Raw genomic sequence first — 22,557 nt, 5'->3', positions numbered from 1 at the left:
CAGAAATTACTTGTAATTATGATAAAAACAAGGTATACTAATGGAAAAGAAAGCAGTCGGGAGAAGTGTTTTTATTTCTGCTTGCAAGAAGAGTTCCGTGAGCGTTTTACGTGAACAAAGTGAGCAGTACCCCATTTTCCCGTCTTACAAGGAGGAAAAAATGGCAGATAACTATGATGGCATGGCAGTTGGGGTGTTTGAACTGGATAACCTGGTAGCCTGCTTTGTGGCTCTTGATGCAGCATCTAAGGCTGCAAATGTAAAGATCCAGAGCGTAGAAAGAAACCGACTGAAAAGTGGAGCCTGTGTAAAAATGCGCGGCAGCGTTTCCGATGTAAATGCAGCTATGGAAGTGGCATTGGAGACTGCGAAGCCCCTTGGTAAAATCGTTTCCCATACGGTAATTGCATCCCCCACAGCAGACACGGAAACAGCACTAAAGATGACCATTAACAAATAGAACATGTCAGGAGGAAATGAAAGATGTCTTATGGAGCATTAGGATTGGTAGAGGTTCTGGGAAGCTGCAATGCAGTAGTTGTCCTTGACCAGATGCTGAAAACATCAGATGTAGAATTTCGTACCTGGCATACCAAGTGCGGAGGTCATGCAACTGTATTTTTAAGCGGTGATGTAGCGGCAGTGAAAGCCGCTGTAGATGCGGTGAAAGAGAATCCGCCTTGTGAAATCGTGGCAGCAGCTGTGATTTCAGCACCATCAGAAGAAACATCGCGACTGGTGAAAGAAGAGGAAGAGAAACATCATAAATGATTTTTCAAACACGCTCTGGCGTATAAAAAGGGTATGGTGTAAACCATACCCTGCTAAAAAATCTAAGTGAGCTTTGAGGTCAAATTTCTATTATTGGTGACTCTATCAGTCCCAAACACTTCTTACAAATGAATCTGTGTCCCCGTCTTTCCCATAATACCATCTTTGGCTTTTTCCAACAGGGTGATCATAGCTGTACGGCCGGTGCCGGAGCTTGCAAAGTCTACGCAGGCCTGAACCTTCGGCAGCATAGATCCAGCGGCAAACTGGCCTTCTTCAATGTATTTTCTGGCCTGGGAAACAGTAAGATCGTCCAGCCATTTCTCATTTTCTTTGCCAAAATTAACGGCAACTTTTTCCACAGCCGTCAGAATGATCAGCATATCTGCATCCAGCTGCTTTGCAAGCAGGCAGCTTGCGAAATCTTTGTCAATGACTGCGGAAGCACCTTTTAGATGGTGGCCTTCTAAGGTTACCGGGATTCCGCCCCCGCCACAGCAGATGACGATCTTGTTGGCATCTACAAGGCTGTTGATGGCATCCTGCTCTACGATTTCCACTGGCTTGGGAGAAGCAACCACACGGCGGTAGCCGCGGCCTGCGTCTTCTTTCATAACATGCCCGTAGGCTTTTGCCTGGAAATCAGCTTCTTCCTTGGTAAGGAATTTACCAATTGGTTTGCTTGGATTTTCAAATGCAGGATCCTCAGGATCTACACGAACCTGTGTGACAACGGTGACAACCGGTGTACGCATGAAGCCACGTTTGCGAAGCTCTTCACGGAGCGCGTTCTGAAGATCATAGCCAATGTAAGCCTGGCTCATAGCTACACAGACAGAGAGCGGAGTGTTTGGCTGTGCCTGATCTTCGTGGGTAAGAGCAGTCATAGCGTTGTTGATCATACCTACCTGTGGTCCGTTTCCGTGAACCACAACTACCTGGTGACCTTCCTCAATAAGGTCGCAGAGCGCCTTTGCAGTAGATTTTACTGCTATCATCTGTTCTGGAAGTGTATTTCCAAGTGCGTTGCCGCCAAGGGCAACCACGATACGTTTTCTTTTATATATCATAAAAACCTCCTCTGATAAATATTTAGGAAGGAGTAAACCAGAGTTTGTTAAAAAAATCATTCCTGCGAAGTGCGATAAATATTCCGCAGAAAGCCTGTGTGGGCGATACTCTAATATAACCACTTCTATAAATATTATCGTAAACAATCTATAAAATAGCAATTTGATAGTTACTGGTCGCGGAGTGAACAGTAACATTTGATATACTAAAAATATATCAAGTATAAGAAATACCATCAAAAATGAGAACAAAAAAGGGCTGTATTCCTACAGCCCCCTGAAAAGCATTATTCCATAATTCTCGGAGCAGCCTTTACTTCCAGTTTTTTCAGGATATCCTGTGGGTTTTCAAATTTGGAGAGCATGATCATTGCTGCAATTACATATGGTTTGAAGCTTGCTTCTTTATAAAGCGGGATACGGTAACGGTCAAATACGCTTGCATCAACCTCACCGGTCTCACAGCTTACGCCTGTAATATCAGCTGGCAGACAGTGCAGGTAAAGCGCTTTGCCGTCCTTGGTAGTCTTCATAAGTTCTTCTGTGCAAGCCCAGTCTTTGTGCTCTGCATTCTGAGCAAGAAGCTCTTTTTCCAGTTTATCGATTCCGTCGAAGTCGCCTTCACCATAGAGGTTGGTACGTTTTTCCATTGCTGCAAATGGAGCCCAGCTCTTTGGATAAACGATATCGGCATCTTTGAATGCTTCTTCCATGCTGTTTGTCTTTGTGAAAGAACCGCCGGACTTCTCAGCATTTTTCTTGGCAATTTCCTCAACCTCTGGCATTACATCGTATCCTTCCGGATGCGCCAGAACAACGTCCATACCGAAACGTGTCATAAGTCCGATGACACCCTGTGGAACGGAGAGTGGTTTACCATAGGAAGGAGAGTAAGCCCATGTCATAGCAAGCTTTTTGCCTTTCAGATTCTCGACACCGCCGAATTCGTGGATGATGTGAAGCATATCTGCCATACACTGGGTTGGATGGTCAACGTCACACTGAAGGTTTACAAGAGTAGGTCTCTGCTCAAGAATACCATCTTTATTTCCTTCTGTTACAGCATCCATAAAATCTTTCTGATAAGTATGTCCCTTACCGATATACATATCATCACGGATACCGATTACATCAGCCATGAAGGATACCATGTTGGCTGTCTCACGAACGGTTTCACCGTGTGCAATCTGGGATTTCTTCTCGTCCAGATCCTGTACCTCAAGTCCAAGAAGGTTGCAGGCAGAAGCGAAGGAGAAACGGGTACGTGTGGAGTTGTCACGGAAAATGGAGATTCCCAGACCACTCTCGAATACCTTCGTGGAAATATTGTGCTCTCTCATGAAGCGGAGGGCGTCAGCAACTGTGAAAACAGCCTCCAGCTCCTCGTCTGTTTTATCCCATGTCCAGAAGAAGTCGTTGTTGTACATTTCTTTGAAGTTAAGGCTGTTAAGCTTGTCGATGTAATCCTGTAATGTTTTCATGAATTTTCTCCTTATATAATTAAAATTTATCTGGTACAGAGAATATTAAGAAACCGTCATATTGATTTATATGATTTTTCAATATTGCGTCAATATCGCAGATACTTAATTTTCGCTGTGCTGGTTATTTGTTAAAAGTACTATGTGTAAAGTGGAGGTATGGAGCAGACACATTGTAACAGCTGTCTGATCCAAGGGTGTGCAGCTTGCGGAACGTTTACAGTTTCTGTAGTTCTGATAAACAGATATTTCCGGATTATTTACAGTAAGCAGTAGGAAGTGCTGCGTAAACAGCTGCACATCTTACCAGATCGTCTTTCCATGTTTTCTCGTTTGGAGCGTGAGCCTGTGCCTCTGCGCCAGGTCCAAATCCGATACATGGGATTCCGTTACGTCCCATAATGGAAACACCGTTGGTAGAGAATGTCCACTTGTCAGTAAGAGGACGGGCTTTTCTCATAGCTTCTGTCTCAGCATTGCCCATACGCTCTGTGCCATACAGATTGTGGTAAGCTTCCTCAAGAGCAGAAGTAACCTTGTGATCCTTCGGGATTACCCATGTTGGGAAATAGCACTCGATTGGATATACCAGCTCTGTCCAGGATGGACGGGAGTACTCATACATGGAAACCTTAACATCGTCACCATACTTTTTGACAGATGGAAGTGCGCGGATCTCATCCAGGCAGCTCTCCCAGGTCTCACCTGCTGTCATACGACGGTCAAGGGAAACGGCACAGGAGTCGGCAACTGCACAACGGCTTGGGGATGTGAAGAAAATCTCAGAAGTAGTAACCGTACCTCTTCCAAGGAAGTTTGCTTCTTCCCATTCCGGGTTATATTTCTTATCCAGCATTTTTACAAGACCTTTGATCTCGGTCTCATCTGCAGCATCATTTTCATTTAATGCACGAACATCCTGAAGGATGTCAGCCATCTTATAGATTGCGTTGTCGCCACGCTCAGGAGCAGAACCATGGCAGGAAACACCTTTTACATCAATACGGATCTCCATACGTCCGCGCTGTCCACGGTAGATACCGCCGTCTGTAGGCTCTGTGGAAACAACAAATTCCGGACGAACCTTGTCTTCGTTGATGATGTACTGCCAGCAAAGACCATCGCAGTCCTCTTCCTGAACAGTTCCTGTAACAACAACCTGATATTTGTCATTAAGAAGACCAAGATCTTTCATGATCTTAGCACCGTAAACAGCAGATACGATACCACCCATCTGATCAGAAGTTCCACGTCCGCCGATCTCAGTCTCAGTCTCAAATCCTTCATAGGGATCGAATTCCCAGTTGTTTCTGTTTCCGATACCTACAGTATCAATATGTCCGTCGAAACCGATGAGAGTGCTTCCAGTTCCCATATAGCCAAGGATATTTCCCATTGGGTCAATCTCAACTTTATCAAAGCCAAGCTCCTCCATCTCTTCTTTAATACGCATTACATGATCCTTCTCACCGCAGCTCTCGCCTGGAAAATGAACCAGTTCACGAAGAAATTTGGTCATATCTGCTTCATAATTCTGTGCAGCTTCTTTGATTTTGTTATAATCCATAACTTTTTACCTCCGTTTTTTGTAAAAAAGTATCATATTGTTATAAAAATTATTTGCTTAATGATTCGTTTGTTCCGTATAAGCCATCCCATACGATCTCACGGTAACGAACTGGATCTGTATCACCTTCTGTGGAGATTACCAGAATGTTGGAATTCTCATCCAGCTTCAGGGCATCTTTCAGATCTTTGGCATCTTCGTCATGAAGCGCTGTATATGCAAGCCCCAGCGGAACAGAACCAGATTCACCAGATATGATGTGTGGATCGTTTTCAAGAGGATTTGCATAAATACGTGTTGCCTTGGCACTCATCCAGTCTGGGCAGGACGCAAAGACGGATACATGATTCTTCAGGATGTCCCATCCGATGGTATTTCCCTCGCCGCATGCAAGACCTGCCATAATGGTCTGAAGATCACCGGTTACATTTACCAGATTGCCGTCGGCCTGAACAGCAGAGCGATAGAGGCAGTCGGCAGCACTTGCTTCGCAGACAACCATTACCGGAGGATTTTCTTTATATTTGTGGGCAAAATATCCTACAACTGCACCTGCCAGAGAACCAACACCTGCCTGTACAAATACGTGTGTCGGGCGGTCAACGCCGTTCTCCTTCAGCTGTTTATCTGCTTCCAGTACCAGAGTGCCGTATCCCTGCATGATCCAGGATGGAATCTCCTCATAGCCGGCCCATGCAGTATCCTGAACGATGATGCCATGTTCTGTCTTAGCTGCTTCTGCGGCAGCCATTCTTACGCAGTCATCATAATTTACTTCTTCGATGGTTACTTCGGCGCCTTCCTTGGCGATGTTGTCAAAACGTGTCTTAGTGGTTCCTTTAGGCATTCTGACTACGGCTTTTTGTCCAAGGCGTTTAGCAGCCCATGCAACGCCGCGGCCGTGGTTTCCATCTGTAGCAGTGAAGAAAGTAGCCTGTCCGAATTCTTCTCTTAATTTATCAGAAGAGAGAACATTGTAAGGAAGCTGGCTGATATCGCGGCCGAGTTCCTTCGCTATGTAACGTCCCATTGCATAAGAGCCTCCAAGAACCTTAAAGGCGTTTAATCCGAAACGATAGGATTCATCTTTGCAGTAGATGCCCTTTACTCCAAGATAGGAAGCAAGAGCGGAAAGCTTCTGCAGTGGTGTTACGGAGTACTGGGGGAAACTTTTGTGGAATTCATTTGCTTTGGTTACGTTCTCTTCGGACATCAGGTCCAGGAATTTATCATCAGATCCCGGAACATGATTGACCGTCCATTTCAGTCCGTCTGTCATGGTGAAAACCTCCTTCGTGGTTTTTGTTATTAGAGTACATCTTAACTACATTTTTGTTTTCCTTATAAGTATAATAACATAAATAAATCAATTTGCAATAGAAAAATACAAAAAAATTTAGCTTTCTCAAAAAATATTTAGTTTGATTGCAAGAGCCTTCTGATTGTGGTAAAATATAGGGTATGGCATTTGAAAAAAGCCGAAGAAAAATAATGAAAATACTTTTGAACCGGATGTATGGAGCGTGCAGATTGCTGGAATGATTTTTCAAACACGCTACGGGAAAGGAGCAAGATTTTATGGCAGTATTTCGTGCATTTAAAGCACTTAGACCTACAGAGGGAAAGGCAGCAGCAGTAGCTGCCCTTCCATATGATGTAGTGAATAGAGAAGAGGCAGCAGCCATTGGGAAAGAGAATCCGGATTCTTTTCTCCATGTAGACAGAGCAGAGATGGACCTGCCGGCAGAGACGGACCTCTATGATGCGAAGGTTTATCAGAAAGCGAAAGAGAACCTGCATAAGATGGAGGAGACTGGCGTTCTGGTTCAGGACCATAAGCCATGCTACTACATATATGAACTGGTACGCAAGGGGAAGGTTCAGACTGGAATTGCAGGCTGCGCTTCTATTGATGATTATCTGAGTAATGTGGTGAAAAAGCATGAACTTACCCGATCAGATAAAGAGCTGGACCGAATCAATCATGTGGATGTATGTGATGCTAACACAGGCCCCATTTATCTTGCCTGCCGTTATACAGATGCGTTGAGTGCTCTTCTTGAGCAGTGGAAAAAAGAGCACAAAGCAGCCTATGATTTTACAGAAGAGGACGAGATCACACACCGTGTGTGGGTGATCGATGGGGACGAGGCGATTAGCCAGATCCAGGATGAGATGGAGAAGATCCCTGTACTTTATATTGCAGACGGACATCACAGAGCTGTCTCTGCAGTGAAAGTGGGGCTGAAGCGACGTCAGGAGAATCCGGATTATACAGGGGAAGAAGCGTTTAACTATTTTCTTTCCGTTGTTTTTCCATATGACCAGCTTACCATTCTGGCATATAACCGTGTGGTGAGGGACTTGAATGGGCAGAGCGTGGAAGATGTCCTTGAGAAAATTAAAGAGAACTTCGACATGACGATTGTTCCAGGTTTTCCTGCAAAGCCAGTGGAGAAGCATTGCTTTGGTATGTATCTGGATGGTTTCTGGTATCTTCTGAAAGCGAAATCGGAGCTTTATGAGGGAAAAGATGTGGTTGGTCAGCTGGATTCCCAGATTCTTCAGGACGTGGTTTTAGGTCCAGTTCTAGGCATTGGTGATCCAAGGACTGACAAGCGTATTAAGTTTGTAGGCGGAAGTCATAAGTTAAGAGAACTTCAGACTCTGGCAGATGAGACCAGAGGCGTTGCGTTTGCGCTTTATCCTACTTCTATGGAAGATCTGATGCAGATTGCAGATGAGAGTAAGCTGATGCCGCCGAAATCCACCTGGTTTGAGCCGAAGCTGCGAAGCGGGATCTTTGTGCATAAGCTGAGAGGATGATAAAATGGAAACAGAAGAATTTATCTCAGGTTTTTGCAGAACCTGTAACGGCAGTCAGACAGTGTGCTGTGAATATGAAGAAAAAGATGGGAAAAGGATACTTACCTTTATGGACTGTGCCTATAAAAGATGTGTAAATCAGGGCGCCTGTGAAATTTATAAAGAAGCGCACCAGTTGGGAAGCGAGGAAGAGTAGCCGCAGCCTGCAGGCAGCAGACTGCAGAAAGCCTTTTTAAACACGCTCTAACGAACAGCAGGTAAAACTGGCAGAGGGTGTTCTGACTGGTTTTATAAAATAAGCCATATAATAACCAAATCCTGTAATGAGGAGACGGTATTATATGGCTTTTTTATAACATGTTTCCAATATGTTATTTTTGTTATAAAATATAAAGAAATAACTATAATATTACTTGTTTACATCAATATAACTATAAAGCGTATATTTAGAGATTCCAAAATAATTCGCTACTTTATCTCCGGACTTTGTAATAAGGAAAGCTCCGGAATCATTAAGAAACTGGATCGCAGTTACCTTATCCTCTTTATTCATGAGAGCTACCGGCTTGCCTACAAGCTTCACGGATTCTTCGATGAGACGATCCAGAAGATCGTTGACACTGTGAGTGATCTGCTTCGGCTTCTCTTCTTTGTTCTTCGGGGTGATCAGATCATCAAGAGCACTGTTGATCAGGGTCAGCTTGGTGATGTCGTAGTTGATGCCGAATACATAGTGAAGGCTGCCGTCATCGTCCTTTATATATGAAGTACTGCACTTCAAAATCTTGCCGTCTGCTGTTTTCATCAGGTAACCATTGTGGTCGGCTGGAGCACAGTCACTTCCCCGTCCTTTCTGGCGGATGCCGTCGAAAACTGCGTCCGATGGACCGTCACCTACATTTCGTCCGGTTACGTGTCCGTTTACAATATAGATAATGGAATGCTCCGGTTCTTTTGTCTTCAGATCATGGATGACGACCTCGCAGTCGTTCCCGAATTCTGCTGCGATATCCTGCGCAATCTGCTCTAAGACAGTTAATCTTCCCATATTTGTTCCCTCCTGTTTTGGATTTGATTTTTTTATTAAGAGCAGGAAAATCCTGCCATGGGTCGATGCCTGGAATCTCCGCATAGAATTCGGGCATCCTGTCTGTATTTATTACTGTTCACTGGGAGCGTTCCGCGAGGTGTTTTTTGTGAACAGAGTTCACAGAAAACCCGAGAATGTCGGCGCGAAATCATGCAAGGCATGATTTCTGTGCATCGCGAAGCGGATTGCTGTGAATATAGTGAACAGTAACCTGTATTCGTATGTTGCAGATAGTAACGAATGACTTACTATATTTATAATAGCATGTCAGAAAAAAAATAAAAAGACAATTTTACAAAAAAATTATTGAAGGCTTAAAAAAATTCGTATTTATTTTGTTGAAGATGGAAAATACATGTGGTATATTTACATTAAAATAAGATATGAGGTAAATAAAATTGGTTATTTTGTATAAATGCAAGTCAATGTGGAAGAAAAATAAATACAGGACTGGCTTGGGAATGGCAGATAACTACAGAAATGTGAAGGGAGGATCTGTTGTATGAAATATCTTTTGAAAAACGGAACCGTAATATCAGGTGCAGGCACAAGGAAACAGGATGTGTTGGTGGAAGGCGAAAAAATCATAAAAGTAGGAGAGGAGCTTTCACAGCCAGATGCCAAGGTGGTGGATGTATCCGGTAAGCTCCTTTTCCCGGGATTTATTGACGGACATACCCATTTTGACCTGGAGGTCGCAGGTACTGTAACAGCAGATGATTTCGAGACAGGAACAAGAGCGGCAATCCTTGGCGGAACCACTCTGGTTATTGATTTTGCTTCACAGGATAAAGGTGGACATACCCTGAAAGAGGGCCTTGAGAAGTGGCACAAAAAGGCTGACGGCAAATGCTCCTGTGACTATTCTTTTCACATGTCCATTGTGGAATGGAATGAGGAGACAAAGAAAGAAATTCAGGATATGATTAATGAGGGCATTACCAGCTTCAAGCTATATATGACTTACCCGGCAATGATCGTAGACGACGAGGATCTTTATAAGATCATAAAGGCCTTAAATGAAAAAGGCTGTTTCGCAGGCGTACATTGTGAAAATGCAGGCGTGATCGACGCATTGACCCAGGAAGCGAAAGCACAGGGAAAACTGGGTCCGGAGAATCATCCTCTTGTACGTCCGGATACCATGGAAGCCGAGGCAGTACACCGTCTTCTTGTAATTGCGAAGGAAGCAGGAGCTCCGGTCATGGTGGTGCATTTGACCAACCGCAAGGCATACGAAGAAATCATCCGTGCCCGGGAAAATGGTCAGACCGTATTTGCAGAGACCTGTCCTCAGTATCTTCTTCTGGACGACAGCGTTTATTCCAAACCTGATTTCGAAGGTGCCAAATATGTGTGCGCTCCGCCAATCCGCAAGAAAGCGGATCAGGATTGCCTGTGGAAAGCCCTGGCAGATGGAGATATCCAGACAGTAGCTACAGACCAGTGCAGCTTTACCCTTGCCCAGAAAGCAATGGGAAAAGCGGATTTTACCAAGATTCCAGGTGGCCTGCCGGGAGTTCAGACAAGGGGAACTCTTCTTTATACTTACGGCGTGCGCACCGGCAAAATTACAGTCGAGAAAATGTGCCAGCTTCTGTGTGAAAATCCAGCTAAGTTGTACGGTGTATATCCAAACAAAGGAGTTATCGCCGAAGGCAGCGACGCAGACATTGTAGTATTTGATCCGGAAAAAGAGAATGTAATTTCTGCGGAAACACATGCTTATAATACAGACAATAACCCCTATGAAGGCTTTGAAATACATGGAGATATTGACAAGGTATTCCTCCGGGGAAAACTTGCTGTGGATGATGGAAAACTGGTGCAGGAGAAACTTGGAACTTATATTAAGAGAGGATTGAGACAGCCACTGGCCTAGAACGTGTCTGAAAAAGGCTTTTTGCAAGATGTGCGCCACAATTTGTGGGAGATTTTACCCGAACTCGGTTGCCGTAGCCCGCGTTTTTTGAAAGTGAATATTGTCTGAAAAGTGAGCAGATCATGAAGGAAAGTATTGGGCAGCAGCGAAAGAAATAATGAAAGCGAAGAAAAAAGGAACAGCCATAATTGCAGCTATTTCTGTAATTGTTAAAAGATAATGTAAGGTAGCCGTAAAATAATGAATGACCAGAAACTCTTACAGTAAAGGAAATAAGAGTTTCTGGTCATTTAAGTTTTGTGAGATGTGAATGAACTGCTATTGTGCGACTAAAGATATGAGAGCAAATAATACTTTTTAGCTTTTAAAGCTTACTTTCTGCGCTAAATCATAAATCATGTCTTTTCACATACCCTGTCAGAAACAGTGCAGCGGCTCCGTCACATGTGGCATTACATGCTGCTGCAAAAGCATCATTTAGTGCAAAAACAGCGAACATCAGCGCCACACCGGAATCTCCGAATTTCAGGATTCCGGTCAGGGTTCCCAGGGATACCATTACGGTTCCCCATGGAAGTCCGGGTGTGCCAATGGAACAGGTGGCAAGCAAAATACTGAAAATCACCATAGTTCCCGGTGCAGGAACAGAGCCGTATAGAATACGGGAGATCATCATAGCGAAGAATACCTCTGCAAGCACAGAACCACAGTGATGAATCTGGGTAAAAAGAGGAATTGCCTCTTTGATAAGCTCGGAATCAAGCGGCACACATTTGTCAGCTGCTTCCTGTGAATATTTTTCCACAGCTGTTGAAGAATGGGTTCTTAAAGCCATTTTATAGATCGGTATATAATTTTTCAAAATTCCCCATGCCTTTTCTCCGGCATAAGATCCTGCAATATGATACAGAACCAACACCCAGACCATATAAGCCGGAATTATAATAATAAGTGCCAGAAGCAACAGTGGCAGATACTTGATGAAATATCCCTGATAAGCCAGTGTACATAGAGAAAGCCCGATATAAGCAGGCAGCAGTGGAAGAAGAATCCTGGACATCAGGGAAAGGGTGATTCCCCGAAACTCCTGCAAAAGCTCTTTGGTTCGCACTGCATTGGTCCAGCAGGCACCAAGGGCAAGCAAAATAGCAAGTACTAACGCGCTCAGTGCAGAAACCGGTGCTGGAATGGGAAGCTCAAACAAGGTATCCGGCAGGAAGCGGAAAGATAAACTGTCTGTGGATACCGGAAGTTTTGGAATGATCAGATATCCAAGAACGGATGCGAAAGCTGCGGCTCCAAGCATGGAAAAATAAGTGATCCGGACAATTGGCGCGGTGACGGGTGTGGGAGCTTTTTTTACGGAAATAATGGAAGATGCCACAAGACCGATAATGATCAGCGGTGCCAGAAAGGTGATTATCTGACTTAGTACATAACGGGCTGTAACCACCAGATTCAAAGCCCCGGAGGTCAGTCCCATAGTTCTTGTGACATTTAAAAACAGGCCTGCAAAGAGGCCGGGTATACTGACTGCCAGAATCCGAATGGGAAAACTGGCCATAATTCTTTTTTTCTTCATTGTGAAAATTCCTCCGGATGTATTATAATATATAGGAATGAAAGGTGCAATGAAATTTTAACCGCTGCATCATCCTCTTGCCAATAACAGGGATTGATTAAAGAATGCCTGGTAATGATGGCAGGAAGGGATGGGTAGTTGATATGACAGGATGGAGTGAAAAATCATGTATAATAAAATTTATCAGATTCTTGATGAAAAAGGCAGGGCAAAAACTGGAATTTTTCTGGATGGACCATATATGGGAAAGAAGTGCATTTTGAAACCCGAAACGGTTATTAGAGAAGAAAACTGTGGTGAAGCTGCTGAAAAAAAATCAGGTGTACAGCTGATCCCCGAGAAAACGGAAGATGCTTCCATATGGGATAATTATCTGAATATTCTGAGTGAGACGAAAGAGACAAAAGTGACAGAAGCAGACGGTCACCGGCTTTTCGTAGAAGATTACCGCAAGAATCCAAGGCTTGTGATCTTTGGCGGCGGTCACGTATCCCAGCCTACTGCTCATCTGGGAAAAATGCTTGGTTTCCATGTAACGATCATGGATGACAGAGAATATTTCGTGACAAAGGAGCGTTTTCCAGAAGCAGACCAGCTGGTCTACGGTGATTTTAAAGAACTGGATAAGTACATTACGCCTTACGATAACACTTATTATGTAATCCTTACCAGAGGCCACATTGGTGATGCAGACTGCCTTCGCAGGCTTCTCCATCGTCCCTACGAATATCTTGGCATGATCGGCAGCAAAAACAAAGTGCGGATCACCAGGGAAAATCTTCTAAAAGAAGGTTACACTCTGGAGCAATTGGACGAAGTCCATGCACCAATCGGAATTCCTCTTGGCGGGCAGCTTCCGGAGGAAATTGCAGTGAGCATTATGGCAGAGATTATTAAGGTGAAAAATCAGCATTATTCCGCATACTGTGATGAAAAAGTAGAGACAGCAGTTCTGGAAGGTCGTCATGGTGTCATGGTCACTATCGCAGAGAAATCCGGCTCTTCTCCAAGAGGAGTAGGAAGCAAAATGTTCGTAGAACCATCCGGACACATTACAGGCAGCATTGGCGGCGGCAAAGTAGAGTACGAAGCCATCAATCATTGTAAAGAAGTAAAAGAAAAAGAAGTAAAACACTATGCCTTAACAGCAGACGGCCAGGACAGTCTTGGAATGATCTGCGGCGGACAGGTGACGGTGGTATTTGAGCGGGTATAAGTTATGGAATGGGAAAATGTTCCTATAACACGTACAAGATCACATTGTAAACCAATAAGAATTCAGGCTGGCTTCTACAGAAGATATGTGGACCAGCCTGTTTTCTTTGAGTATATAAAATATAAATGTGATGGCACTGCTAAAAAAGAAATTAATCCCTGTCCGCTCCGACAGACAATTCCCCAAACTTAAAATTATCTAAATACCATAGATTTACAATTCGTGTCATTTTCTGGCGTTTCGTGACAGAATTATTGAAATAATTTCCGACTTTTTTATAATGAGAATAACAAATGGGAGTACATCAAATGGGAGTACATTAAATGGAAAAGGAGGGATGTCGTGTATTGTATTGCTATATTGACTGATCAGAAACAGGAAGGACAGAACTGTGCGGAATATATCAGAAATTACTGTACAGAAAAGAAAGTTTTTCCATTGATTGAAATCTATCAGGACCAGGAACAATTTTTTGAGTGGACACGAAAAACAGTACCGGCAGTGGTGTTTCTTGCATTACCTGGTGTGTCCGGTCTGAATGCGGCAGAACATCTTCGTTCCCTGTATCCAAAATGTGGGATCATCTGGTGCAGTGATCTTGATTTTTCGCTTCATGCGTTCAGGATGCGGATAGAATATTTTTTTATGAAACCTATGGAAGAGCAAAAAATAAAAGAAGGACTTTCCATTTGGTTTGAACGCAGCAAGGTAATATGATAAAAACACTCAGGAGGAAAACAATATGAAGAAAAGAGCTTTAATTCTTGCAATGATCACTTTTATAGCTGCTGCAACATCTGAACCATCAATAAATATGGTACGTGCAGAAGAAACACAGACGGAGGAAAATACAACTCAGACATCAGAACTGCCCATAAAGACACTTACACAGAAGGTTATTGACGAGAATCCTTATATGGCAGCAAGTGATTCCAATATTCATCATGACTGCTACAATACAGATTCCACAGACGAAGTATTACCGGTAGGCATTTATTCAGAAATCAATGTTTCTTATGAAAAAACCAATGCAAATGCGTCTCCTGCTATCTTTTTCGATTCTTATGGACATGCAGTGGTTCCGTTGCTTGGTGGACTGGCAATTCGTGATATCAATGCAGAGGAAACACAGACACTGGGATATTTTTCTCCAAAACAGCATGACAATGGAGAATATCTGATCCAGAGCTCCTATTCCTTTGTAGATGAGAGTAACCGTCTGGTGTGTCCGACCAATAATAACCATGTGCTGATGCTGAAGGCAACAGATGAAGACGGAAACGTACTTCCGGAATTTGAGAAAGTGCTGGATATTGATATTAAAGCAGCGGCAGAGGCAGCACTTGGAAAAACACTGGATCAGAATCTTCTTGCTGTAGTGTTTGACTATGAAGGAAATCTCTGGTTTGCAACCGGAGGATTCCGTATTTACCCTGACAGGAAACAGCAGGGTGCTATGGGCTATATTTCCCGTACAGCTATTGATGCCATTTTAAATGGAGAGGAAACTGATCTGTCAGAGGCAGTCTTCGTATATGAGCTGGCTCCGGGAGAGGGTGCAGAGAATGGAATTGCAGCATCCAAGGATGGAGCAGTGATCCTGACGAATCAGAACTGTTATCTGCTGCAGGCAGACAATGGGGTGAAGAAAATCTGGGAAACTCCTTACGAGAGTGCTGGTGCGAAAGAAAGCAAAGAAGGGGATGAAACAACTGGCGGAGGTCTTGCCTGGGGCAGCGGATGCTCTCCATCCCTTACAAAAGATCTGGTGATGTTTACCGATAATCAGGAGACCGTAAATCTCCTTGCTCTGGATATGAAAACAGGAGAAGTTGTTGCAAGTCTTCCTGTGATCGATGAACTTCCGGAGGGCAGCCAGGTATCTGTTGAAAATTCTGCGATCGTATATGATAACGGTGCAGGAACCGTAAGTACCATCGTATGTAACTGGTTTGGTGCAGGAAGTGCCAACCTGGGAAAAGAGGACAGTGATTCCTCCATTCAGAGTTATACCAATATTTATGATGAAAATTGGTTGAGACAGGGAAATAAAATGATCACGCCGGGTGTGGAACGCGTAGATACGATTAAGACTGAGGATAGATATGAAATGAAGAGTATCTGGTGCAGAAGTGATCTGTCAGATACTTCCATGATGAAATTATCTACGGCAACCGGATATATCTACGGATATGTACAGAATCTGGAAACCGGTATGTGGCAGTATATTATACTTGATTTTGAGACCGGTGAAACTGTTTTTTCCATGGATGTTGCCAGCAAGCCTATGTACAACAACATGGCTATCGGAATGTATGCCGGAAACAGCGGAAATTCACTTTACTGTCCTACCGGTTATCTGGAACTTCTGAGACTTCAGGACAGGTTCGTTTATCTGCCGGAAATGCCTTATCGTAAGGTTAATCTGGATCAGGCAATGCGCAATGTGTTAAGCCAGGAGAAATTTGCGGCAGATGGTGGTCTGGGAGATGTGGAAGGATGGCTGAATACGATCACAATTGAGAACGTACATCCGAATACAACCGTTGCAATACGTATGAAAGGAATCTCTGGGGAAACAGGTTCTCTGAAGCTGTATGCATACGGCACAGATGGTACCTTGAAAGAAGTTCCGGCAGAGAAATGGCATATCCAGACAGAAGATGGTGAAACACCGGATACATTATCCGAAGATGTACTGTATGAGGTACACATGACTGTGGAAGATGGCGGTGACTTTGATCTCAGTGAAACAGAAAAGGAGATTAAGATATCTGCTGTTCTGGGAATCTGAAGGAGGTCTGATAAACAACCACCAGTTGAGCCGGTGGTTGTTAACTAAGAACGCTTTATTTCAAATATGCTTTATTGCAAAGATACACTTAGGGGTTGCATAATTTGTAATAATACTGTATATTAATTGTAACGATTCGCGAAATGAGTCTGTTTTTGTAATATTATATGAAAAGAAGATGAATCAATTCAAAGCACCATTGCTTTGTAAAGGAGGAACTATATTATGAAAAAAGCAGCATTAGCCGTTTTGCTTCTGGGCGCAGCACTTTGCATCCCTGGATGTGGATTTGAGGAAGGTGCAGGAGCAAGCGTTACAGTTATACAGGCAACCCCGACCCCTATTCCAACACCAACCCCTGAGGTGACTCCTACACCAGAAGTTACTCCTACTCCAGAACCAGTTGTAGAGCAGACTGCAAGCGGTGTGAATGTAACCAAGCAGGATGGTACATATGTTGCGAATGCAGATATTAACCTTCGTGCAGATGCAAGTGCAGATGCTACCTGGATTGCAGGTGTAACAAGCGGTACACAGCTTACAAGTACAGGTGTATGCGACAATGGCTGGATTGAGGTTTCCTATGAGGGACAGACTGCTTATGTGTCCGGTGATTATGTAAGTGCAGTGGCAGCTGACGGTGCAGCCGCAGATGGAACTGCTGATCAGGCAGCTACAGAAGGAAGTGCAGATGCTGCAGCTGATGAGGCTGTCGCAGGCTGACAGGCTGGAAATTTAAGCGATGAAATGATGAGATGAAAGACGCTATGTAAATGGATGATATTATCGTTTGCATAGCGTTTTTTGAGTACTAAAGAAATTCCCTCCTGCCATGAAATGGTAAGAGGGAGATTTCTGAATATATCAAATCAAATTATTCCGGATAAACCAGTCTGTCTGGCTTGATGTCATACAGCACTTCATCCAGGAACTTCTTAGCCAGATATTTCGCCATTCCAAGGTTCATATCCAGATAATTTCCACAGTCTTTCGGGGAAGCACCAGGAACCTCGCCCTGGAAATCACGGATAAACTCAAAGGTTTCAACCATAAGCGGAACAATATCCTTAGATTCATAATCTCCGTTCAGCAGCAGATAATTGCCGGTACGGCAGCCCATTGGTCCCCAGTAGATCATCTTCGGTCCGAATTCCTTGTGGTTGCGAAGAAAAGTAGCAGCAAGATGCTCAATGGTGTGAAGCTCTGCTGTGTTCATAACAGGCTCCTCATTTGGGGAAGTCATACGAATGTCAAAAGTGGTGATCACACTATTTCCAACCGGATCCTTGCGGGAAACGTAAACGCCTGGCTGAAGTTTGATGTGATCTATTGTGAAACTGGTAATCTTTTCCATAAAAAAGACCTCGCTTTCTGATAAATTCTTTCTTGATTTTAGCAGACAATACAAGCTGTGGCAAGACAAAGAAAAAGAAATTGAACAATCTGTGAAAACAATTGTTTTTTACGTGATTTTCGTTATAATAGAAAAAGATGGCATCAAGAATTGGAGGCATAAAATCATGAAAAAAAGAAAAATTCTGGCAATGCTGATGGTGGCAGCTCTTTCCGCAGGAATGCTGGCAGGCTGTGGTTCAGATGATACGAAAGAGGAAAGCAAGAGCACAGAAGCAGATACTAAGGAGAATACAGAAGAAAATAAAGACACTGAAGAAACAAAAGAGGAAAGTACAGAGGAAAGTGCTGACCAGCCAGAAGGAACGGAGGAAGAAGTTTCCGGCTTTACAGACGGTTCCGGGGATGGAGAAGGTACAGATGAGACAGCAGACGATACCAGCACTGTTCTGGATACTTCAGAGCCTCTTACCGGTCTTCATCATGCAGAGATTGAGGTGAAGGACTACGGTACCATTAAGGTGGAACTGGATGCGGACACAGCACCTATCAGTGTAACCAACTTTGTGAAACTGGCACAGGAGCATTTCTATGACGGACTTACTTTCCACCGTATTATTGATGGATTTATGATCCAGGGCGGAGATCCGGAAGGAACCGGAAGAGGAGGCTCTGATGAGACTATTAAGGGCGAGTTTTCTGAGAATGGTGTAAAGAACGATATTTCCCATGAGAGAGGTGTGATCTCCATGGCAAGATCCTCAGACCCGGACAGTGCAAGCTCCCAGTTCTTTATCGTGCAGTCTGACAGTACCTATCTGGATGGACAGTATGCCGCTTTCGGACATGTGACAGAAGGCATGGACATTGTTGACCAGATCTGCAAGGATGCAAAGCCTACAGATAACAATGGAACTATTTCAGCAGATGAGCAGCCGGTGATGACAAGCGTTACCGTTATTGACTGACAAAGTACAGTTTAAGAATACCGAAGATAAAATACCCCTTTGGCAGACACAAATAATTACAGTCTGTCTAAGGGGTGTTTTTGAGTAAATATATGGAAAAAAGTTGTTGCTTTTTGTATACAAGTTACAGTTTGACTACAAGTACGGGCATAGGCGGATGATTAGGACGGTTGTAATATTCTGTTTTGATAACCAGAAATTTCCTGGAATCCAGTACCTTCAGCCATTCCAGCAGTGCATCCCGTTCCTCAAACCCGGAATCTCCGCCGCTGTAGATACACAGCATCAGGATCCCGCCCTTTTTCAAAAGGGACAGGGATACGGTAAGTGCCTGAATACTGGATTCTGCCCTTGTGGCAAGAGTATGATCGCCCTTCGGCAGATAGCCGAAATTGAATACAATGCAGCTTACACTCACAGGCTCTGCGTATTTTCCCATATTTACGTGGGAATCCAGAAATAGTTCATAATTGTGGGGGGCATTTTCTTTTTCGAGCCGCTCTCTGGTATTGGCAAGTGCTATTTCCTGAATATCGAAAGCGAGTACATGCCCTTTTTCCCCACAAAGACGGGAAAGAAGCAGAGTGTCATTTCCGTTTCCCATGGTGGCATCAATGCAAAGGTCTCCTTCTTTTACATGCTCTGAGATAAAGTGGGCGCACCACTGTGTGATCTGGTAGTTCATAATGGTTCCTTTCTTTTGCAGTATCCTTATAATGAAAGTCGAAAACAGATGGCAAAATTTCCCGCAAAGTGGGGCATGCAGGTTGCGGGAAGGATTTTCAAACATGCTCTGGAATAGCTGTTAAAAGTCTAAGGTTATTATAACAGATAAAAAAACAAAGAAAAGATGCATATAAAGGTAAATTATGTATGAAAAGCCGAACATATAAAAAATACATTGCATTCATACGTCTCTTTGCATTATAATAAGCGGTATGGACAAAAGGTATAAAATAACAGATGAATTTTGTCCAAAAGATTTCAAAGAGAGATGAGGGAAGATAATGTTAGAGGGAAAGACAGTTCTTCTGGGAGTTACTGGAAGTATTGCAGCATATAAGATCGCATATCTTGCAAGTGCGTTGAAGAAGCAGCAGGCAGACGTTCATGTGCTGATGACCAAAAATGCCACTAATTTTATTAATCCCATTACTTTTGAGACACTTACCGGGAATAAATGCCTTGTGGATACCTTTGACCGGAATTTTCAGTTCCAGGTAGAGCATGTGTCCATTGCGAAAAAGGCTGACGTTGTGATGATCGCACCGGCAAGTGCCAATGTGATAGGCAAGCTGGCTCATGGAATTGCAGACGATATGCTTACAACCACCATTATGGCATGCAGATGCAAGAAATTTATTTCTCCGGCGATGAACACCAATATGTTCGAGAACCCCATTGTCCAGGATAATCTAAAAACCTTGGAGCATTATGGATACGAAGTAATCGATCCTGCTGTAGGCTATCTTGCATGCGGCGATACCGGAGCTGGCAAAATGCCGGAGCCTGAGACTCTTTTAAACTATATTTTGAGAGAGTGTGCCTGTGAGAAGGATATGAAAGGGCTGAAGGTGCTGGTTACCGCCGGTCCTACCCAGGAGGCAATTGATCCTGTCCGTTATATTACCAACCATTCTTCCGGCAAGATGGGCTATGCCATTGCAAAAATGGCTATGCTGCGCGGAGCAGATGTCACACTGGTAAGTGGACGTACTGCACTTGCACCGCCACCATTTGTGAGAGTGGTTCCAGTGGTAACAGCCAGAGATATGTATGAGGCTGTAACCTCTGTCAGTCAGGAACAGGATATTATCATTAAAGCAGCAGCAGTGGCAGACTATCGTCCGGCCAGTGTGAGCGATGAAAAAATTAAAAAGAAAGACGATGACATGTCCATTGCCCTTGAGAGAACAGATGATATTCTGAAATATCTTGGAGAGCACAAACCGGATGGACAGTTTCTCTGTGGATTTTCCATGGAAACAGAGAATATGATTGGTAATTCCAGAGTCAAACTTACCAGGAAAAATCTGGATATGGTAGCCGCCAACAATGTAAAAATGGCAGGCGCCGGATTCCAGGGGGACACCAATGTTCTGACTCTGATTACACAGGATGAGGAAGTATCACTCCCGCTAATGAGCAAGGAGGATGCAGCCGGTAAGATCCTGGATAAAATACTGCTTGAGAGAGTTCGCAGATAGTTATTTACAGGCTGTCATTCTGGCAGCATTTATAAATCTTTTGCGAAGCCGCAGGCAGTGGCACTGGTGTTATATTCGCAGATTGTATTTTATAAATCTGGACAGAGGATAACACATTTTTCAGAGTGGCGGGTAAATACCAAAAAACATGCCCGCTGTTCCATACCGTATTGTATCCCTGGGTCTGAACAGGCTCTAATATAGGGAACGATAACAAGGAGGACAACATGAACAAAAAATTTACAACATCTCAAATCACCTTACTGGGCCTTATGATCGCAATTCTGCTTCTTATGGCTTACACACCTCTTGGCTACCTGAATATCGGGCCTCTTGCAATCACCTTTAATATTATTCCGGTTGCCATCAGCGCAATTACAATGGGACCTGTAGGCGGAGCCATTGCGGGAGCCGTATTCGGACTTACCAGCTTTGGACAGTGTATCGGCATTGGCGGTACCAGCCTTATGGGTGTTACCTTATTCGGAATCAATCCATTCCTGGCGTTTGTTCAGAGATTTATTCCAAGACTGGTTGACGGACTTCTTCTTGGATATATTTTCCAGGGAGTCCGCAGAAAATCAAAAAATATTTATCTTTCCTGCGCTGTAACAGGATTTCTTTCCGCATTTTTAAATACTCTGTTTTTTATGGGGTTATTAGTTGGCCTTTTCGGAAATACCGAGTATGTACAGGGACTTATGGGTGGAAAAAACGTGATTCTGTTCATCTGTACATTTGTAGGAATCAACGCAGTATGTGAAATGCTTTCCGCTACCGTTATCACAGGTGCTGTAGGTGCAGCCCTTTACAAGGCAAGGCTTCTTCCGGGAACAGAGAAGAAATCTGAGAAAGTGGTAAAAACAGCAGAAGTTTAAGAAAATTGAAAACAGACAGACTGTTTGCAAAAATGGCCGCTGATTGCGGCTGATGATAGAGAAACCATGGAGGAAAAAATGATTTTAGCAATTGATATTGGAAACACAAATATTGTGGTTGGCTGCATTGATTCAAAGCAAACTTATTTCATTGAGAGACTTTCCACTGTCCGTACAAAAACAGAACTGGAATACGCAGTTGACCTGAAGACAGTTTTGGATTTATATCATATTAAGCGGATTGATATTGAAGGCTGCATTATTTCCTCTGTAGTACCGCAGATTACCAATGCCGTGAAGCTTGCAGCTGAAAAGGTTCTGAAAAAAGAACCTATGGTATTGGGACCAGGTGTAAAAACAGGTCTGAATATCCTGATGGATAATCCCGGACAGCTTGGAGCAGATCTTGTAGCAAATGCAGTTGCAGGAATTCATGAATATTCTCTTCCACTGGCAATTATTGATATGGGAACTGCAAGTACGGTAAGCGTGGTAGATGAGAAGAAGCATTATGTGGGAGGCATGATTTTTCCCGGAATGGGAGTGTCCCTGGATGCCCTTACAGCTCGTGCTTCTCAGCTTAGCGGAATCAGTATTGAAGCACCGAAGCGCATCATTGGAAAAAATACCATTGAATGCATGAAAAGCGGTGTGATTTACAGCAATGCAGCAGCCCTTGACGGAATTGTTGACAGAATTGAAGAAGAGCTTGGTCAGAAAATTACAGTTGTTGCAACTGGTGGTCTTGCACGTAAGATTATCCCACATTGCAAGCGGGAAATTTTGCTGGATGAGGATCTTTTGTTAAAAGGTTTGCTCATTATATATGAGAAGAACAGAAAAGAATTATAAGCTTTCTGAGAGTGAAAAAT

Annotated in this window: 23 protein-coding genes and 1 pseudogene; 15 read left to right on the top strand and 9 right to left on the bottom strand. The window is 43.6% G+C overall.

Annotation, left to right across the window (positions count from 1 at the left end; all coding sequences use genetic code 11):
- Positions 1-160 precede the first annotated feature (160 nt).
- Both PGQ38_RS10230 and PGQ38_RS10225 read left to right on the top strand, forming a co-directional pair.
- Positions 161-460, top strand: a complete 300-nt coding sequence (locus PGQ38_RS10230; RefSeq protein WP_118583374.1) for a BMC domain-containing protein — start codon at positions 161-163, stop codon at positions 458-460.
- Positions 461-483: 23 nt separating this feature from the next.
- Positions 484-771 carry a BMC domain-containing protein gene (locus tag PGQ38_RS10225; RefSeq protein WP_270431582.1) on the top strand — a complete coding sequence of 96 codons (288 nt, stop codon included), beginning with the start codon at positions 484-486 and terminating at the stop codon, positions 769-771.
- Positions 772-893: 122 nt separating this feature from the next.
- Here PGQ38_RS10225 and arcC read toward each other — a convergent pair whose 3' ends face one another.
- The 4 genes from arcC to dpaL form a co-directional block, all read right to left on the bottom strand.
- Positions 894-1,838 carry a carbamate kinase gene (gene arcC / locus PGQ38_RS10220; protein WP_148463371.1) on the bottom strand — a complete coding sequence of 315 codons (945 nt, stop codon included), beginning with the start codon at positions 1,836-1,838 and terminating at the stop codon, positions 894-896.
- Between the two features lie 290 nt (positions 1,839-2,128).
- Positions 2,129-3,322 carry a knotted carbamoyltransferase YgeW gene (ygeW, locus tag PGQ38_RS10215; RefSeq protein WP_118583376.1) on the bottom strand — a complete coding sequence of 398 codons (1,194 nt, stop codon included), beginning with the start codon at positions 3,320-3,322 and terminating at the stop codon, positions 2,129-2,131.
- A gap of 256 nt (positions 3,323-3,578) precedes the next feature.
- The gene (locus tag PGQ38_RS10210; RefSeq protein ID WP_270431579.1) at positions 3,579-4,889 is read right to left on the bottom strand and encodes a YgeY family selenium metabolism-linked hydrolase; all 1,311 of its coding nucleotides are present in this window, start codon (positions 4,887-4,889) and stop codon (positions 3,579-3,581) included.
- Between the two features lie 49 nt (positions 4,890-4,938).
- Complete coding sequence (dpaL, locus tag PGQ38_RS10205) at positions 4,939-6,168, bottom strand: diaminopropionate ammonia-lyase (protein ID WP_270431577.1); 1,230 nt, start codon at positions 6,166-6,168, stop codon at positions 4,939-4,941.
- 259 nt (positions 6,169-6,427) lie between these two features.
- On the opposite strand from dpaL, the gene PGQ38_RS20615 reads away from it, so the two are divergent.
- The 3 genes from PGQ38_RS20615 to PGQ38_RS10195 are packed head-to-tail and all read left to right on the top strand — an operon-like array spanning position 6,428 to position 7,911.
- The gene (locus PGQ38_RS20615) at positions 6,428-6,490 is read left to right on the top strand and encodes a hypothetical protein (protein WP_408609623.1); all 63 of its coding nucleotides are present in this window, start codon (positions 6,428-6,430) and stop codon (positions 6,488-6,490) included.
- Positions 6,468-7,715, top strand: coding sequence for a DUF1015 domain-containing protein (locus PGQ38_RS10200; protein ID WP_204452316.1), 1,248 nt, complete (start codon positions 6,468-6,470; stop codon positions 7,713-7,715). The genes PGQ38_RS20615 and PGQ38_RS10200 overlap by 23 nt, the downstream gene beginning before the upstream one ends.
- A 4-nt stretch (positions 7,716-7,719) precedes the next feature.
- Positions 7,720-7,911 carry a hypothetical protein gene (locus PGQ38_RS10195; RefSeq protein ID WP_118583384.1) on the top strand — a complete coding sequence of 64 codons (192 nt, stop codon included), beginning with the start codon at positions 7,720-7,722 and terminating at the stop codon, positions 7,909-7,911.
- A gap of 213 nt (positions 7,912-8,124) precedes the next feature.
- Here the strand turns inward: PGQ38_RS10195 and PGQ38_RS10190 are convergent, their stop codons facing one another.
- Complete coding sequence (locus tag PGQ38_RS10190) at positions 8,125-8,763, bottom strand: helix-turn-helix transcriptional regulator (protein WP_118583386.1); 639 nt, start codon at positions 8,761-8,763, stop codon at positions 8,125-8,127.
- Positions 8,764-9,307: 544 nt separating this feature from the next.
- Here PGQ38_RS10190 and hydA point away from each other — a divergent pair.
- A complete protein-coding gene (hydA, locus tag PGQ38_RS10185; RefSeq protein WP_270431573.1) occupies positions 9,308-10,687 on the top strand; it encodes a dihydropyrimidinase in 1,380 nt (459 codons plus the stop codon).
- Here hydA and PGQ38_RS20990 read toward each other — a convergent pair.
- Positions 10,656-10,727: pseudogene (locus PGQ38_RS20990) on the bottom strand (hypothetical protein); the annotation flags it as partial. The gene hydA and the pseudogene PGQ38_RS20990 overlap by 32 nt on opposite strands.
- Here PGQ38_RS20990 and PGQ38_RS20610 point away from each other — a divergent pair.
- Positions 10,695-10,778, top strand: a complete 84-nt coding sequence (locus PGQ38_RS20610; RefSeq protein ID WP_465220763.1) for a DUF6783 domain-containing protein — start codon at positions 10,695-10,697, stop codon at positions 10,776-10,778. The pseudogene PGQ38_RS20990 and the gene PGQ38_RS20610 sit on opposite strands and share 33 nt — an antisense overlap.
- 297 nt (positions 10,779-11,075) lie before the next feature.
- Here the strand turns inward: PGQ38_RS20610 and PGQ38_RS10180 are convergent, their stop codons facing one another.
- Positions 11,076-12,269 carry a cation:dicarboxylate symporter family transporter gene (locus PGQ38_RS10180; RefSeq protein ID WP_270431570.1) on the bottom strand — a complete coding sequence of 398 codons (1,194 nt, stop codon included), beginning with the start codon at positions 12,267-12,269 and terminating at the stop codon, positions 11,076-11,078.
- Between the two features lie 166 nt (positions 12,270-12,435).
- On the opposite strand from PGQ38_RS10180, the gene PGQ38_RS10175 reads away from it, so the two are divergent.
- The 4 genes from PGQ38_RS10175 (at position 12,436) to PGQ38_RS10160 (ending at position 17,002) form a co-directional block, all read left to right on the top strand.
- Complete coding sequence (locus PGQ38_RS10175; protein ID WP_256144182.1) at positions 12,436-13,485, top strand: XdhC family protein; 1,050 nt, start codon at positions 12,436-12,438, stop codon at positions 13,483-13,485.
- A gap of 342 nt (positions 13,486-13,827) precedes the next feature.
- Positions 13,828-14,202 carry a response regulator gene (locus tag PGQ38_RS10170; protein WP_173716592.1) on the top strand — a complete coding sequence of 125 codons (375 nt, stop codon included), beginning with the start codon at positions 13,828-13,830 and terminating at the stop codon, positions 14,200-14,202.
- Positions 14,203-14,227: 25 nt separating this feature from the next.
- Positions 14,228-16,279 (top strand): PQQ-binding-like beta-propeller repeat protein, encoded by a 2,052-nt coding sequence (locus tag PGQ38_RS10165; RefSeq protein ID WP_270431567.1) that lies wholly within the window; start codon positions 14,228-14,230, stop codon positions 16,277-16,279.
- A 225-nt stretch (positions 16,280-16,504) separates the two neighbouring features.
- The gene (locus PGQ38_RS10160) at positions 16,505-17,002 is read left to right on the top strand and encodes an SH3 domain-containing protein (protein ID WP_118579901.1); all 498 of its coding nucleotides are present in this window, start codon (positions 16,505-16,507) and stop codon (positions 17,000-17,002) included.
- Between the two features lie 151 nt (positions 17,003-17,153).
- Here PGQ38_RS10160 and PGQ38_RS10155 read toward each other — a convergent pair whose 3' ends face one another.
- Positions 17,154-17,633, bottom strand: a complete 480-nt coding sequence (locus tag PGQ38_RS10155) for an S-ribosylhomocysteine lyase (protein ID WP_118579904.1) — start codon at positions 17,631-17,633, stop codon at positions 17,154-17,156.
- Between the two features lie 166 nt (positions 17,634-17,799).
- Between PGQ38_RS10155 and PGQ38_RS10150 the strand changes: the two genes are divergently transcribed.
- Entirely contained in the window at positions 17,800-18,600 is an 801-nt protein-coding gene (locus PGQ38_RS10150) for a peptidylprolyl isomerase (RefSeq protein WP_118579907.1), read from the top strand.
- Between the two features lie 124 nt (positions 18,601-18,724).
- On the opposite strand, the gene mnmM is transcribed toward PGQ38_RS10150, so the two are convergent.
- Positions 18,725-19,288, bottom strand: coding sequence for a tRNA 5-(aminomethyl)-2-thiouridylate-methyltransferase MnmM (mnmM, locus tag PGQ38_RS10145; protein ID WP_226855018.1), 564 nt, complete (start codon positions 19,286-19,288; stop codon positions 18,725-18,727).
- Between the two features lie 319 nt (positions 19,289-19,607).
- On the opposite strand from mnmM, the gene coaBC reads away from it, so the two are divergent.
- The 3 genes from coaBC (at position 19,608) to PGQ38_RS10130 (ending at position 22,537) form a co-directional block, all read left to right on the top strand.
- Complete coding sequence (gene coaBC / locus PGQ38_RS10140; RefSeq protein ID WP_270431565.1) at positions 19,608-20,807, top strand: bifunctional phosphopantothenoylcysteine decarboxylase/phosphopantothenate--cysteine ligase CoaBC; 1,200 nt, start codon at positions 19,608-19,610, stop codon at positions 20,805-20,807.
- A gap of 227 nt (positions 20,808-21,034) precedes the next feature.
- Positions 21,035-21,685 (top strand): ECF transporter S component, encoded by a 651-nt coding sequence (locus tag PGQ38_RS10135; protein WP_118579913.1) that lies wholly within the window; start codon positions 21,035-21,037, stop codon positions 21,683-21,685.
- A 78-nt stretch (positions 21,686-21,763) separates the two neighbouring features.
- Positions 21,764-22,537 (top strand): type III pantothenate kinase, encoded by a 774-nt coding sequence (locus PGQ38_RS10130; protein ID WP_118579916.1) that lies wholly within the window; start codon positions 21,764-21,766, stop codon positions 22,535-22,537.
- Positions 22,538-22,557 lie beyond the last annotated feature (20 nt).

It is taken from the genome of Blautia faecis (assembly GCF_027662325.1).
Classification (GTDB): Bacteria; Bacillota; Clostridia; order Lachnospirales; family Lachnospiraceae; genus Blautia_A; species Blautia_A faecis.
Note: the sequence above shows the minus strand (reverse complement) of the source record. Positions and strands in the feature narration are given on the sequence as shown.

What these genes read in the sequence shown, in the direction of transcription:
- PGQ38_RS10230 (WP_118583374.1), top strand. Translation starts at nt 161, where the DNA reads ATGGCAGATAACTATGATGGCATGGCAGTTGGGGTGTTTGAACTGGAT.
- PGQ38_RS10225 (WP_270431582.1), top strand. Translation starts at nt 484, where the DNA reads ATGTCTTATGGAGCATTAGGATTGGTAGAGGTTCTGGGAAGCTGCAAT.
- ygeW (WP_118583376.1), bottom strand. Translation starts at nt 3,322, where the DNA reads ATGAAAACATTACAGGATTACATCGACAAGCTTAACAGCCTTAACTTC.
- PGQ38_RS10210 (WP_270431579.1), bottom strand. Translation starts at nt 4,889, where the DNA reads ATGGATTATAACAAAATCAAAGAAGCTGCACAGAATTATGAAGCAGAT.
- dpaL (WP_270431577.1), bottom strand. Translation starts at nt 6,168, where the DNA reads ATGACAGACGGACTGAAATGGACGGTCAATCATGTTCCGGGATCTGAT.
- PGQ38_RS10200 (WP_204452316.1), top strand. Translation starts at nt 6,468, where the DNA reads ATGGCAGTATTTCGTGCATTTAAAGCACTTAGACCTACAGAGGGAAAG.
- PGQ38_RS10195 (WP_118583384.1), top strand. Translation starts at nt 7,720, where the DNA reads ATGGAAACAGAAGAATTTATCTCAGGTTTTTGCAGAACCTGTAACGGC.
- PGQ38_RS10190 (WP_118583386.1), bottom strand. Translation starts at nt 8,763, where the DNA reads ATGGGAAGATTAACTGTCTTAGAGCAGATTGCGCAGGATATCGCAGCA.
- hydA (WP_270431573.1), top strand. Translation starts at nt 9,308, where the DNA reads ATGAAATATCTTTTGAAAAACGGAACCGTAATATCAGGTGCAGGCACA.
- PGQ38_RS10180 (WP_270431570.1), bottom strand. Translation starts at nt 12,269, where the DNA reads ATGAAGAAAAAAAGAATTATGGCCAGTTTTCCCATTCGGATTCTGGCA.
- PGQ38_RS10175 (WP_256144182.1), top strand. Translation starts at nt 12,436, where the DNA reads ATGTATAATAAAATTTATCAGATTCTTGATGAAAAAGGCAGGGCAAAA.
- PGQ38_RS10165 (WP_270431567.1), top strand. Translation starts at nt 14,228, where the DNA reads ATGAAGAAAAGAGCTTTAATTCTTGCAATGATCACTTTTATAGCTGCT.
- PGQ38_RS10160 (WP_118579901.1), top strand. Translation starts at nt 16,505, where the DNA reads ATGAAAAAAGCAGCATTAGCCGTTTTGCTTCTGGGCGCAGCACTTTGC.
- PGQ38_RS10155 (WP_118579904.1), bottom strand. Translation starts at nt 17,633, where the DNA reads ATGGAAAAGATTACCAGTTTCACAATAGATCACATCAAACTTCAGCCA.
- PGQ38_RS10150 (WP_118579907.1), top strand. Translation starts at nt 17,800, where the DNA reads ATGAAAAAAAGAAAAATTCTGGCAATGCTGATGGTGGCAGCTCTTTCC.
- coaBC (WP_270431565.1), top strand. Translation starts at nt 19,608, where the DNA reads ATGTTAGAGGGAAAGACAGTTCTTCTGGGAGTTACTGGAAGTATTGCA.
- PGQ38_RS10135 (WP_118579913.1), top strand. Translation starts at nt 21,035, where the DNA reads ATGAACAAAAAATTTACAACATCTCAAATCACCTTACTGGGCCTTATG.
- PGQ38_RS10130 (WP_118579916.1), top strand. Translation starts at nt 21,764, where the DNA reads ATGATTTTAGCAATTGATATTGGAAACACAAATATTGTGGTTGGCTGC.